This window comes from Aeromicrobium sp. CF3.5, from assembly GCF_051262695.1.
Taxonomy (GTDB): Bacteria; Actinomycetota; Actinomycetes; order Propionibacteriales; family Nocardioidaceae; genus Aeromicrobium.
The window spans coordinates 206,502-218,944 of record NZ_JBIMEZ010000003.1; the positions used below are offsets into that span (position 1 = coordinate 206,502).

The 12,443-nt window shown below is 70.2% G+C and carries 11 protein-coding genes; 4 read left to right on the forward strand and 7 right to left on the reverse strand.

What is annotated here, in order from left to right:
* Positions 1 to 11: 11 nt before the first annotated feature.
* Positions 12 to 2,117, forward strand: coding sequence for a HelD family protein (locus ACHAA3_RS07835; RefSeq protein WP_435708418.1), 2,106 nt, complete (start codon positions 12 to 14; stop codon positions 2,115 to 2,117).
* Positions 2,114 to 3,670: a metallophosphoesterase family protein gene (locus tag ACHAA3_RS07840; protein ID WP_435708419.1), complete on the forward strand. Its 1,557-nt coding sequence runs from the start codon at positions 2,114 to 2,116 to the stop codon at positions 3,668 to 3,670. Before ACHAA3_RS07835 ends, ACHAA3_RS07840 begins: the two co-directional genes overlap by 4 nt.
* Here the strand turns inward: ACHAA3_RS07840 and ACHAA3_RS07845 are convergent.
* The 3 genes from ACHAA3_RS07845 to ACHAA3_RS07855 are packed head-to-tail and all read right to left on the reverse strand — an operon-like array spanning position 3,609 to position 5,412.
* A complete protein-coding gene (locus tag ACHAA3_RS07845; protein WP_435708420.1) occupies positions 3,609 to 4,859 on the reverse strand; it encodes an ArgE/DapE family deacylase in 1,251 nt (416 codons plus the stop codon). The two genes, ACHAA3_RS07840 and ACHAA3_RS07845, sit on opposite strands and share 62 nt — an antisense overlap.
* Entirely contained in the window at positions 4,838 to 5,212 is a 375-nt protein-coding gene (locus ACHAA3_RS07850) for a type II toxin-antitoxin system death-on-curing family toxin (RefSeq protein ID WP_435708422.1), read from the reverse strand. The genes ACHAA3_RS07845 and ACHAA3_RS07850 overlap by 22 nt, the downstream gene beginning before the upstream one ends.
* The gene (locus ACHAA3_RS07855) at positions 5,209 to 5,412 is read right to left on the reverse strand and encodes a CopG family transcriptional regulator (protein WP_435708423.1); all 204 of its coding nucleotides are present in this window, start codon (positions 5,410 to 5,412) and stop codon (positions 5,209 to 5,211) included. Before ACHAA3_RS07855 ends, ACHAA3_RS07850 begins: the two co-directional genes overlap by 4 nt.
* 98 nt (positions 5,413 to 5,510) lie before the next feature.
* On the opposite strand from ACHAA3_RS07855, the gene ACHAA3_RS07860 reads away from it, so the two are divergent.
* Entirely contained in the window at positions 5,511 to 7,391 is a 1,881-nt protein-coding gene (locus ACHAA3_RS07860; RefSeq protein WP_435708424.1) for an anthranilate synthase family protein, read from the forward strand.
* 79 nt (positions 7,392 to 7,470) lie between these two features.
* On the opposite strand, the gene ACHAA3_RS07865 is transcribed toward ACHAA3_RS07860, so the two are convergent.
* Positions 7,471 to 7,674 carry a DUF2945 domain-containing protein gene (locus ACHAA3_RS07865; protein WP_435708425.1) on the reverse strand — a complete coding sequence of 68 codons (204 nt, stop codon included), beginning with the start codon at positions 7,672 to 7,674 and terminating at the stop codon, positions 7,471 to 7,473.
* Between the two features lie 61 nt (positions 7,675 to 7,735).
* Here ACHAA3_RS07865 and ACHAA3_RS07870 point away from each other — a divergent pair, with 61 nt between their 5' ends.
* Positions 7,736 to 8,293 (forward strand): putative glycolipid-binding domain-containing protein, encoded by a 558-nt coding sequence (locus tag ACHAA3_RS07870; protein ID WP_435708426.1) that lies wholly within the window; start codon positions 7,736 to 7,738, stop codon positions 8,291 to 8,293.
* Positions 8,294 to 8,318: 25 nt separating this feature from the next.
* On the opposite strand, the gene ACHAA3_RS07875 is transcribed toward ACHAA3_RS07870, so the two are convergent.
* The 3 genes from ACHAA3_RS07875 to ACHAA3_RS07885 all read right to left on the reverse strand — a co-directional run bounded on the left by ACHAA3_RS07875 (position 8,319) and on the right by ACHAA3_RS07885 (position 12,439).
* Positions 8,319 to 9,218: a DMT family transporter gene (locus ACHAA3_RS07875; protein ID WP_435708427.1), complete on the reverse strand. Its 900-nt coding sequence runs from the start codon at positions 9,216 to 9,218 to the stop codon at positions 8,319 to 8,321.
* A gap of 125 nt (positions 9,219 to 9,343) precedes the next feature.
* Positions 9,344 to 10,939 carry a S1C family serine protease gene (locus tag ACHAA3_RS07880; RefSeq protein WP_435708428.1) on the reverse strand — a complete coding sequence of 532 codons (1,596 nt, stop codon included), beginning with the start codon at positions 10,937 to 10,939 and terminating at the stop codon, positions 9,344 to 9,346.
* Positions 10,940 to 11,014: 75 nt separating this feature from the next.
* The gene (locus tag ACHAA3_RS07885) at positions 11,015 to 12,439 is read right to left on the reverse strand and encodes a sensor histidine kinase (RefSeq protein WP_435708429.1); all 1,425 of its coding nucleotides are present in this window, start codon (positions 12,437 to 12,439) and stop codon (positions 11,015 to 11,017) included.
* Positions 12,440 to 12,443: the final 4 nt, after the last annotated feature.

Here is a 12,443-nt window from a genome sequence, read left to right on the forward strand (position 1 = left end):
GAAGGAGCACGGTGGTTTCGTCAGATGTCGAGCAGGCGGAGATCGCCGCTGAGCAGGCCTATGTCGACACGGTGCACGAGCGCCTCGAGGCCTCCGCGCAGGTGGCCCGTTCGTTGGTCACCGAAGGCATGTCGCGTGGCACCATCGGCAACGAGGGTGCCCTCGTCGAGCGCGACGCCATGGTGTTCCAGGCAACTCGTCGCCTGACGGCGCTGAACGCGGCCCACGACGGGCTGGTGTTCGGACGCCTGACGATGATCGACGGCGACTCGCGCTACATCGGACGCATCGGTGTGCGCGACGCGGAGCGCGAGATCCTGCTGGTCGACTGGCGCGCCCCGGCTGCCTCCCTGTTCTACCGGGCCACCGCCCAGGAGCCCGTCGGTGTGGTGCGACGTCGGGTGCTGCGATGCCGCGGAACCCAGGTGATCGGTGTCGAGGACGATCTGCTCGACGCCGACCACGCGCCCGAAGGGCTGGCGGTGATCGGTGAGGGTGCGCTGCTGGCCAGCCTCAGCCGGGCACGCGACGAGACGATGCACTCGGTCGTCGCCACGATCCAGAAGGAGCAGGACGAGGCCATCCGTGCCCCGATCCGCGGGGTGACCACGATCGGTGGTGGCCCGGGAACCGGCAAGACCGTCGTGGCCCTGCATCGTGCGGCGTTCCTGCTGTACTCGGACCGCCGCCGCTTCGAGTCCGGCGGGGTCCTCGTGCTCGGGCCGTCGGGCGTCTTCATGGACTACATCGAGCGGGTCCTGCCCAGCCTGGGCGAGACCAGCGTGACGCTGCGGTCCGTCGGAGCGCTGGTCGACGGAGTCCGGTCGGGGCACCACGACGAACCGGTCGCCGCCACCGCCAAGGGCTCGGCCCGCATGATCAAGCTGATGTCGCGCGCCGCCACGTCCGGCCCGCCCGGCGCGCCCACCCGATTCCGCTACTTCTACAACGACGACGTCCTCGAGCTCGACGAGGCGGCGCTCGAGCGCCTGCGTCGCCAGCTGCTGTCCGGCGGCACCCGCAACCGGGTCTACAGCCGCGTGCCGTCGGCCGTGGCCAGTGCCCTGTGGTCCCAGGCGGCCGGCGAGCGTGCCCTGGAGAAGGGTGAGGAGGCGTTCGCCGACCGGCTGGGGTCGGACGACCGGTTCGTCGACTTCGTCGAGCAGTGGTGGCCGATCGTCGACGCCGTCGAGGTGTGGCGTCAGCTGCCCCAGGTCCTGGAGCGGTTCGGCGGTGGTTTCAGCGCCGAGGAGAAGGCGGCTCTCGTCGCGTCGTGGGCCAGCGGTGAGGTGAGCATCGAGGACGTCCCGCTCATCGACGAGCTGCGGTACCTGATCGGCGAGGCCCCCACCGACGACGACGAGCGCGACGACGACCCCAAGCAGCTGATGAGCTTCGAGCGTCGGGAGCGTGAGGATCGTGACGGGCGGCAGCGCTCCAGCACGAGCATCGACGACGACGGGTACGCCCACGTGCTGGTCGACGAGGCCCAGGATCTTTCTCCGATGCAGTGGCGCATGGTCGGGCGCCGTGGTCGGTGGGCCAGCTGGACCATCGTGGGGGACCCGGCTCAGTCCTCGTGGCCGTACCCGGCCGAGGCCGCCTCGGCGCGAACCGCTGCGCTGGAGGGCAAGCCCGAGCACGTGTTCCGGCTCTCGACCAACTACCGCAACTCCGCCGAGATCTACGACCTCGCGGCGCGGGTCGCGCACCACGCCATCCCCGGTGCCGACCTGGCCGACGCGGTTCGGCGCTCCGGGTCGGAGCCTGAGCACCACGTCGTGGCGGCCGAGCAGGTCACGACGACGGTCATCGACGAGGTCGAGGCGATGCTGGGCGTCGTCGACGGGAGCATCGCCGTCGTGACGCCCCGGTCGCACCGGGGTGCGGTGGTCGACGCGCTCGCGGGCGTCGACCAGCGCGTGCGGGTGCTGGACGGGCTCGACACCAAGGGTCTGGAGTTCGACGCCGTGGTGGTCGTGGAGCCCGACACGATCGTTGCCGAGTCCGAGGCCGGGTGGCGCACCCTGTACGTCGTGCTGACCCGCGCCACGCAGCGTCTGAGCACGATCGGCGCGACCGACCGCTGGCGGCAGGCTCTGGAACCCGTCACGTGATCAAGCTGCTGGCCAAGGTGCTCGCGCTGGTCGTCCTGTCCCTCGCGGTGGCAGCGCCGGTCGCTGCGGTGACCTTCCTCGACAGCGAGCGGATCGTCCCGATCGGTGCTCACAGCACCACGGTGTCGCCGACGCTCGACGGGTTCGTGGAGTTCGACGCAGGACCCCTCGTGCCGCGGGTGCGCCTGCCGCTCGACGCGCCTGCCGGCATCGGCGTGCAGATTCGGGTCGGCGAGTCCGAGATCACCAACTTGGAGCAGCTCATCGCCCGTGACGCGGTGATCGCCAGCCAGCCCCAGGGCGAGATCGCCGCGCTGAGAGGTGCGATCGTCGACATGGCACGCGATGCGGCTCTGCGGGGACTCGGGGTCGCGCTGATCGTCGCGATCACGACGACGCTCGCCTGGCGAGCCGTCGGACCACGACGTCGCCGAGAGATCCGGCTGTCGGCGCGCCGGCCCGGTCTGACGCGCACCGCGACGGCTCTGGGTGTCGCGGTGGCCGTGGTCGGCGCCGTGTTCCTGGTGTCCCTGCCGGAGCGTCCGCGTCCCGACGACACCACCTGGGCCGGTGTGCGTGAGGTCTTTCCCGAGCTGCCGGACGGGGAGCTGCTCGGTGATCTGCAGGTCGCCGAGGGCGCATCGACCTCCGGCGGCCGTGCGCTGGTCGAAGGCGCGCTCACGACGTACCGGGAGTCGCTGGAGTTCTACGGCCAGCTGGCCGAGGCCGCGACCGAGATCGAGGTGCGTCAGCCCGAGGAGGGCCAGACGACCGCCCTGGTCGTCACCGACCGGCACGACAACATTGGCATGGATCCCGTGGCGCGTGCGGTGGCGGACCGGGCCGGCGCCTCCCTCCTGATCGATCTGGGCGACGACACGTCCACCGGCGGCGCCTGGGAGGAGTTCAGCCTCAACTCCCTGGCTCGTGAGTTCGAGGGATTCGACGTGGTGGCCGTGGCCGGCAACCACGACGCGGGCCCCTCGGTGGTGCAGCAGATGGACGACCTCGGGTTCACGGTGCTCGACGGCGAGGCCGAGACGGTCGGCGGCATCGACTTCATCGGCGCCAACGATCCGCGCAGCTCGGGGCTGACGGCCGGGTACAGCGGCGACGAACCGGACAACATCGCGACCATCAGGTCCCAAGATGATGCGTTGACCGCAGCAGCGTGCACCGGGGACCCCTCATCGGTCGCCGTCGTGCATAGCCACGCGTCGGCGCGAGATCTGACCGAGTCCGGATGCGTCGACCTGGTCCTGTCCGGTCACCTGCACCGGCAGGTGGGGCCCGAGGAGGTCGTGTCCCCCGAGGGCGCCGTGACGACGCGGTTGACCACCGCCTCGACGGGCGGGGCCGTCTACGCCTTCGCGCTCGGCAGCAAGCTGCGACGCGAGGCGCAGGTGACGATCGTGACCTTCGAGGACGGGCGCCCGGTGGGCCTGCAGCCGGTCAGCTTCATGCCTGGCGGCACCATCGAGGTCGCCGACTTCACGCCCGTGACGCTCGGTGATCGGGCGCGTCCCGATGCGGCCCGCATCGATCAAGAATGAGTCGGGCGTAGACCTCGGCGCAGCGCACCACGTCCTCGATGGCGACCGACTCGTCGATCGAGTGGGCCTGGCCGATCTCGCCGGGGCCGTACTGCAGCGTGGGGATGTCGGCGGCCGCGTACTGGCGCAGGTCGGAGCCGTACGGGGCCCCGGCCATGACCGTCGCGCCGGTTCCGGTGGCGGCCACGATGCCGCTGACCTGGTCGCCGAATGCGTCGCCGTCGGGCAAGTGCCCGGCCAGGAAGCGCCCGCCCGGCCAGGTGACGGTGGGCGGGTGGTCACGCAGCCACGGATGAGTGGCTGCCGCCCGGCCGACGGCCGCCTCGAAGGACGACTGGGCGTCGTCGAAGGACTCGCCGGGCATGACGCCGTACCGCCCCTCGGCGAACAACCGATCGGGCACGGTGCTGGCCCAGTCCCCGGCCTGGACGATGCCGACGCTGAGCGGCCACGGATCGGCGTCGAACGGGGCGGGTGGCTTGGCGTTGCGGCGGGCGCTGAAGTCCAGCAGGGCGCGGTGGACGTGGTCGAAGGCCAGGATCGCGCTGTGTCCGCGCTGTGGCATCGAGCCGTGGGTGGACTGACCGCCGACCTCGATCCGGAAGGTCAGGGAGCCGGAGTTGGCCGTGACGATGCGGCCACCGGTGGGTTCGGCGATGATGCACGCGTCGCCGGTGTGCCCGCGCAGCAGGGTCGCGAAGGAGCCGATGCCGCCGTCCTCCTCGCCGATCACGGTGTGCACGGCGAACGGCCGGGCCAGCTCGTGGTCGGCGACAGCGCGGGCCGCTGCGACGATCGCGGCCACCCCACCCTTCATGTCGCAGGCGCCCCGGCCGTACCAGCGGTCGTCCTGCTCGCGCACGTGCCAGGGATCGGAGTTGGTCCAGTCCTCGGGCTCCCCGGGAGGCACGACGTCGAGGTGCCCGTTGAGCACCAGGGCCGGCCGGCCGGGCCCGGAGACGCCGACGCAGCCCCAGGCCTCCTCGCGGTCGACCTCCTCACCGGGAAAGTCCGGTCGGGCGCGCAGCTCGTCGAGGTCGAGGCGCCAGTGATCGACCTCGAGCCCGACGCCCGCGAGGGTCGCCGCGGCCCATCGCTGGACCCACACCTCGGAGTCGGATCCGCCGGTGCTGGGGATGCTGACAAGCTGCGCGAGGTCGCGGCGGATCAGGTCGACGTCGATGTCCATGCGGCCAGTCTGGCAGCGGACTCGTGGTAGTCCATCACCCCGGTCGCCACCGCGATGACGAGGTCGTACGCGGCGTCGAACTCGGCCTCCACCCGCATCGAGTTGCGCTCGAGAAAGATGACCGTGGCGATCCACCCGAGCCTCTTGTTCCCGTCTATCAGGGGGTGGTTCCGCACCAGCGATTCGAGGAGGACCGCAGCCTTCTCGGTGAGCTCGGGGTAGGCATCATCGCCGAAGAGACTGGTGAGGGGCCGGTGCGCCGCAGAGTCGAGCAGGCCGAGATCGCGAACCGGCAGGAGGTGGTACTTCTCGGCAATCGTCAACAGGTCCTGAAGCGTCAGGTAGTCGATCATTCGGCGAGTCGGTCGAGCAACGGGCCATACCGTTGGACGACGTCGGCCGTCATGCGGCGAACCTCGTCGCGACGGACGTCAGCCTGAGCCTGCTCGACAATAGCGCGGGCAGCCGCCTCATTCTTGCTGATGCCTTGTGCCTGGGCCAAGATCACCAGGGCAGCATCCTGCTCGTCGGTCAGCCGCAGTGTCATGCTCATGTCTCCATGGTATCGCGGTGATACCACGCGGACAAGAGCGTCGTGACCCTGCGCTACGCTCCTGCCATGGTCGGCCGCTTCAGCACTCGCTCGTCACGATGAACCGGCCAACCGATCAGATCGCTGATCTGCTCACCCGACCCGCCTTCGCCCTGATCCGCGTCGGCGACGGTGACACCGTCACCCTGCTGGGCGGCGAGCGCCACGACGTGGAGAACCTGGCCGACATCGCGCTGTCGGACCGCGCCGACGGCCCCGGTTGGGACAGCCTCGTGCTGGTGCCGTTCGCGCAGGCACGTGAGCGGGGATTCCGGGCCCATCAGGACGGCACCCCGTTGTCGGTGATCACCGCCGAGATGTGCGTCGAGATCCCGTTGACCGACGTGCTGGACCACCTGCCCGAGGCGCCCGTCGAGTTCATCGACCGCGGCGGCTTCGAGACCTCCGACGCCGAGTACGCGGCCGTCGCCCGCCAGATCATCGATGAGGAGATCGGCACTGGCGAGGGAGCCAACCTCGTCATCGGCCGCACCTACCGGGCTCGGGTCGCCGACTGGGACCACGACAAGGCGCTGACGGTGTTCCGCCGCCTGCTGGAGCGCGAGCGTGGCGCCTTCTGGACCTTCTGCATCTTCACCGGTGACCGTTATCTCATCGGCGCCAGCCCGGAGCGCCACGTCAGCGTCGAGGCCGGCCAGGTGCGGATGAACCCCATCAGCGGCACCTTCCGCGTGCGCGGTCTCGAGACCCACGCGGCCCGCAAGGAGGCGTTGCTGGAGTTCCTCGCCGACGAGAAGGAGATCTACGAGCTCTTCATGGTCGTGGACGAAGAGCTCAAGATGATGTGTGACATCTGCCACGAGGGCGGCATGGTGCTGGGGCCGTACCTCAAGCCGATGACCCACCTGGTGCACACCGAGTACCTGCTGGCCGGCCGCACCGATCGCGACGTGCGGGCCGTGCTGCGCGACTCGATGTTCGCTGCCACCGTCACCGGTAGCCCGGTCGAGAACGCCTGCCGGCTGATCGAGCAGTACGAACCGGTGGGCCGCGGCTACTACGCCTCGATCGCGGCGCTGATCGGCCGCGACGGCCACGGGGCTCCCAAGGTCGATGCGCCCATCCTGATCCGCACCGCCGACATCGATCTCGACGGCAATATCGCGGTCACCGCCGGAGCGACCCTGGTGCGCGACTCCGACGCCGCGTACGAGACCGCCGAGACGTGGGCCAAGGCCAGCGGCATCCTCAGCGCCTTCGGACTGGTGGAGGGTGCCACCGTCCCGCCCGAGGGCTTCGACGCCGTGACCCGCGAGGACGAGGTGCTGATCGCCCTGGCGGAGCGCAACCGACGTCTCAGCCAGTTCTGGCTCAGCGACCAGTCCGGCGCTGCGCCGGTGCCGTCCCTGGTCGGCCAGCGCGCCGTGATCCTCGACGGCGAGGACGACTTCGTCAACATGCTGTCCCACGTGCTCGGGGTGCTGGGGATGAGCACCGACGTGGTGCGCCACGCCGCGTACGTCCCGGGCTCGCTCGAGGGCTATGACCTCGTGGTGGTGGGGCCGGGCCCCGGAGATCCTCGCGACGTCGACGACCCGAAGATGGCCGTCATGCACCAGGCGGTGCGCTCGCTGCTCGACACGGGGCAACCGTTCCTCGCGGTGTGCCTGGGTCACCAGACGCTGTGCCTGCAGCTGGGGCTCGACGTCGTGTTCAAGGACATCGTCTTCCAGGGCACGCAGAGCACCCTGCCGGTGCTCGATCGCACCGAGACGGTGGGCTTCTACAACACCTTCGTGGCCCGCGAGCCCGTCGCTGGGCTGCCGGACGGTGTGACGGTGCAGACCGATCCCGACACGGGCGACGTCCACCTCATCGCCGGCCCGCACTACCGCGGCGTGCAGTTCCACGCCGAGTCGATCCTGACGCGCGGCGGCTTCGGCATCCTGCGCGACCTGGTCACCGACCTCGTCGGCTAGTAGGCCCGCTGACGAGTCACGGAGAACGCGTGACGAGTCACGTAGGCCCGCCGACGAGTCACGGAGAACGCGTGACGAGTCAGTTCTTGAGCTGGCTGAGCGCCGACGGCTCGTGGGCCGCCTTGGCGCCGGTCTTCTCGCTCTCGACGACGAACTTGGGCCCGTCCTCCGACGCCTTCCACTGACGACCGTCGAGCTGGAAGTCCTTGGTCTTTCGCTCGACGATCCTTCCCTGGGTACGGCCCTGCGGCGAGTCCCAGCTGACGCGATCTCCGACCTTCATGTCTCCATCGTGCGACGAGAGGGGCGCTTGCGCACCTCGTCGCTCGGGGAGAAGGTGAGACATGGACTCGGCGATCTTCTGGCGTCGCACCGACCTGCCCGGGCTGGAGCGACTCGAGCTGCGCACGTCGGCCGACGGGGTGAGCGCGCAGTCGACAGTCGTGTGCGTCGAGGACGGCGGGTTCTGCCTCGAGCACCAGTGGCTGCTGGATGCCGACTGGAGCGTCCAGACGGTGGAGGTCCTCAAGCGAGGACCCGCCGGCGAGCAGCGCCTCGCGCTGCGGCGGACCCACCGCGGCTGGCTGGTGGACGGCGAGCCGCGCCCCGACCTCGACGGTGCCGAGGAGCCGGACCTGTCGGTCACGCCGCTGTGCAACACGTTCGCCATCCGGCGGCTCGATCCGTCCGCCGGCTCGGCGCTGACGCTCGACACCTGCCACCTCGACGCCGTCACCATGACCGTCGTGCGGTCCCGCCAGCGCTACGAACGGTTGGGCCCGCAGCGCGTCCGATATGTCGACCTCGGCACGGCTGCCGGCTTCGAGGCCGTCATCGATGTCGACGGCGACGACATCGTGGTCGAGTACGAGCACCTGTTCAGCCGGATCGACCCCGCATGAGATCGAGCTGCTGATCGGACCGGCGTCAGGGCTGCGGTTGACGAGCCGCTCGCGGACGCAGACGCGTGATCGCCACCCCGGCCAGGCACAGGGCACCACCCACGTAGGCCAGCGCGGCGGGGACCTCATCGAGCACGATCCACGAGATCGCGATGGTGATCACCGGCACCAGGTAGGTCGACGATGCGACCTGACCGGTGCTGAGCCGCTTGATGGCATACGCCCAGGTGGTGAATCCGATGGCCGTGGGAAACACGCCGAGGTAGACCAGCCAGACGATGTCGTCACCGGGAGCGTCGCCCAGCTCGCGCCACAGCGTGGGAGCGAACGGCAGGCACACGACCGCGCCCACCACGCACCCCAGCCACACCGCCGTCGAGGAGCTCAGCACGCTCAGCGTCGGCTTCTGCGCCACGGCCCCGACCGCGTAGCAGATCGCCGCGACCAGGCACAGGATCACTCCGGTCGTGCTCGCGGACTCCACTGCCGAGGAGTCGGACCGGGACGCGACCGCGATCAGCGCCACCCCCGCGAAGGCGACCGTCATGCCGATCACGAGGGGTCGGGGAAATCCTTCCCGGAACAGCACACCGGCCAGCACCGCGATCCCGATCGGCCCGATGTTGACGATCAGCGCGGTCGTCCCGGCGTCGAGATCGCGCTCGGCGGCGTTCAACGCGATGTTGTAGAGGCCGAACCAGGTGACGCCGTAGAGCACGACCAGGCCGAGCGTGCGTCCGTGCGGCATCGTGGACAGGCGCGGCCGGGCCACCAGGAGCAGCGCCACCGCGCCCACCTGCAGCCGGCCCAGGGTCAAGGCGCCCGGCGAGAAGCTGTCCGAGGCCGCGCGGATCCCGACGAACGCTGTCGCCCACAACGTCACCGTGACCAGCAGTGCTGGGACGGACAGATCTCGATCCTTCACCCATGGAATCTAGTGCGTCGGTGCCGCCGCAGGCGCGCGAGTTTCGGACGCACACGCCGAACATCCCGCCAACCTCGGGAAGGAGGTGCGGCGGGATGCTCGAGTCGGGGGGCGAGCGCGGGGCGTCAGCCGGCGTTGAGGTCCGAGCCGAGCTCGACGTCCACGTTCTGGGACTCGTTGTCGCGCAGCAAGGTGACCTCGACGCTCTCGCCGGGCTGGTACGCCCGGATCGAGGCGACCAGGGCGTCGGAGCTGGCGACGGGGTTTCCGTTGACGGCCGTGATGATGTCGCCCTCCTGCAGGCCCGCCTCGGCACCGGCGCTGCCCTCGGAGACCGCGTTGATCTCGGCCCCGATCCCGGTGATCTCGTCACCGGAGACGGCGGGACGGACCGTCACGCCGATCTGCGCGTGCTCGACCTCGTCGCCCGCGAGGATCTGCTGGCTGATGTTCTTGGCGAGGTCGACCGGGATCGCGAAGCCGAGGCCGATCGAGCCGCTCTGGCCGCCGCCACTGCTGCCCGCACGGATCGCCGAGTTGATGCCGATCACGTTGCCGTCGAGGTCGACCAGCGGTCCACCGGAGTTGCCGGGGTTGATCGCGGCGTCGGTCTGCACGGCCGGGAACACGGTCGGAGTCTGCGCGCCGGTGCCGTCCGAGGAGGTCACGGGCCGGTTCAGTGCCGACACGATGCCGGTCGTCACGGTGCTCTCCAGGCCAAAGGGCGAACCGATGGCCACGACGTCCTGGCCGACCTTGAGGTCGGCCGAGGAGCCGAGAGTCGCCGGCTGCAGGCCGGACTGGTTCTGCGCCTTGATGACCGCGACGTCGGTGACCGGGTCACGACCGACGATCTCAGCCTCGACATTGGTGCCGTCGCTGAACGCGACCGTCACGGTGCCGCCGTCGGCGGCCGGTGCGACGACGTGGTTGTTGGTCAGGATCTCGCCATCGCTGCTGATGATGATGCCGGTGCCCGAGCCGCTCTCCGAGCTGCCCTTGACGTTGACCTGGACGACCGACGGCAGCACCTTGGACGCGACCTGCTCGACCGCGCTGGCCGGCAGGTTGGTCTGGGTGGCCTGGTTGCCGCTGTCCAGCGAGCTGATGGGGGCCGATCCGTTGCCACCGCCGTTCTGGCCCTGCAGGTAGGAACCGCCGTAGCCGGCGGCACCCGCGAGGGCCGCGATGGCGACCGCGGCGATGAGGGTGCGCCCACGGCGCGGCCGTCGTGCGCTGGAGGTTGCTCCACCGTCACCGGATCCGCCGGTCCCGGACCCGGCAATTCCGGACCCAGCGGTGCCGAACGCGGCGGCACCGGTTGCTGTGTCGGACGGGACGAAGGGATCGGAGGGCGCCGAGCCCGAGGGCTGGCCGTACTCGCTGGCCGAGGCCGCAGCAGCTCCGGTCGACGCGGTGCCGAGATTCGTCGTCGGCTCGCGATCCCACTGCGACGTGTGCTCGGTGGGCTGTTCCGTCGTGGGTCGACCGGTGTCGATCTGCTCGGTCACGTCGTGATCGCGCAGCGGAGCCTCGTTGGTCGCCTCGGCGTACTCGTGGCCGGTCGGGTAGCTCGTGGCCGCAGGAGCGGGAGGCTGCTCCGAGCCCGACGGGCCAGCATCGGCCTCAGTCGGGCGCGCGTCCGACGACTCGTGGGCGTCATCGCGCTGGTCACGGGGCGTGTAGGGGCGATCGGCGAACGGATCGTTCGAATCAGTCATGACCCCAGTCTCTCGTGAATCGCTGAGCGCGCGCTGAGAGGTGGATGTGACGGACGGAAGAAAGGACCGGGCGGATCAGGTCGGCTCGGCCGAGGCTGCAGGCAGGGACAGCGTGAAGGTGGACCCCTCGCCGATGGCCGACTCGACGTCTGCGCGTCCTCCGTGACGCTCGGCGGCGCGCTTCACGATCGACAGCCCCAGACCCGATCCGGGCAGGGTTCGGGCCTCCTGGGACCGGTAGAACCGATCGAAGATGTGCGGCAGGTCGCCCGGGTCGATGCCCGGCCCCTCATCGGACACCGAGATCACGCCACCGGACAGGGCGACCTGGACCCTGCCTCCCGGTGGGCTCCACTTCACCGCGTTGTCGAGCAGGTTGGTGATGCCACGCTCGAGCAGCTGAGGTTCACCGACGACCATCCACGACTCGGCGGCGACCTCGACGACGACCTCGGACGTGCGCAGCCGGACCCGGGACACCGCGAGGTCCAGGACGTCGGCGAGGTCGAGCGGCTCGGGGTCGCGACGCACCGGCTCATCGCGGGCCAGCTCGACCAGATCGCCCACCAGGTTGGTCAGCTCCTCGACCTGGGCGCGGACGTCGCCCATGATCTCCCGGTGCTCGCTCTCGCTGAGGGAGCGCTGGCCCTGGGCCGTGGCCTGCCCCATCAGCTCGATGTTGGTGCGCAGGCTGGTCAGCGGGGTGCGCAGCTCATGACCGGCGTCCGCGATCAGCTGACGCTCACGGGTCTGGGCTGCATCGAGGGCCGCGAGCATCGCGTTGAACGACGTGCTCAGTCGGGCGAGCTCGTCGGTGCCGGAGACCGTGATCGGGGTCAGGTCGACGGTGCGGGCGACCCGTTCGGTGGCGGCGGTGAGCCGCCGCACGGGACGCAGCCCGTTGGCCGCGACGGCCCACCCGGCGAGTCCGGCTATCGCGACGCCCGCGGCGCTGGTCAGGAGCAGGATGATCTGGAGGCGGTCGAGGGCGGCCTCGATCGATTCCATCGACTGCGCGATGACCAGGGCTTCGCCCGGCCCCGACCGCACGGCCACGACCCGGTAGGGGGTGCCCTGCAGCGACGCGGTGCGCACCGACTCGCTCTTCTGGCCGAGGGCGACCTGGCGCTCGGGCAACCCGATGAACTGGACCGGGAAGTTGCTGATGGCCGGCGTGCCCAGCAGCACGCCGCGGCCGGTGCGCAGCACGATCACCTTGATGTCGGTCAGGGCGAGGGCAGCGGGGTCGACTCCACCGGCGAACAGAGTGCCGAGGTCGGCGGTGACGCCTGCCTCGGACCGACTCAGCATCGATTCGTCGAGGGAGCTCTCGAACTCAGACCGCACGGTCACGAAAATCGTGGCGCTGACCAGGGTGAGGGTGAGGGCCACGGCGGCCGTGGTCAGCACCGCGACGCGGATCGCCAGCGACATGCGGTTGGTGAAGCGCCGCAGGCCGCGCAGGACGAGGTCGCGGGCGCGCTGATAGGTGCGGGTCATCACG

Bases quoted from the DNA above. Each gene is read 5' to 3' on its own strand.
- ACHAA3_RS07845 (WP_435708420.1), bottom strand. From the start codon at position 4,859: ATGGACATCGACGTCGACCTGATCCGCCGCGACCTCGCGCAGCTTGTC.
- ACHAA3_RS07850 (WP_435708422.1), bottom strand. From the start codon at position 5,212: ATGATCGACTACCTGACGCTTCAGGACCTGTTGACGATTGCCGAGAAG.
- ACHAA3_RS07855 (WP_435708423.1), bottom strand. From the start codon at position 5,412: ATGAGCATGACACTGCGGCTGACCGACGAGCAGGATGCTGCCCTGGTG.
- ACHAA3_RS07860 (WP_435708424.1), top strand. From the start codon at position 5,511: ATGAACCGGCCAACCGATCAGATCGCTGATCTGCTCACCCGACCCGCC.
- ACHAA3_RS07865 (WP_435708425.1), bottom strand. From the start codon at position 7,674: ATGAAGGTCGGAGATCGCGTCAGCTGGGACTCGCCGCAGGGCCGTACC.
- ACHAA3_RS07870 (WP_435708426.1), top strand. From the start codon at position 7,736: ATGGACTCGGCGATCTTCTGGCGTCGCACCGACCTGCCCGGGCTGGAG.
- ACHAA3_RS07880 (WP_435708428.1), bottom strand. From the start codon at position 10,939: ATGACTGATTCGAACGATCCGTTCGCCGATCGCCCCTACACGCCCCGT.
- ACHAA3_RS07885 (WP_435708429.1), bottom strand. From the start codon at position 12,439: ATGACCCGCACCTATCAGCGCGCCCGCGACCTCGTCCTGCGCGGCCTG.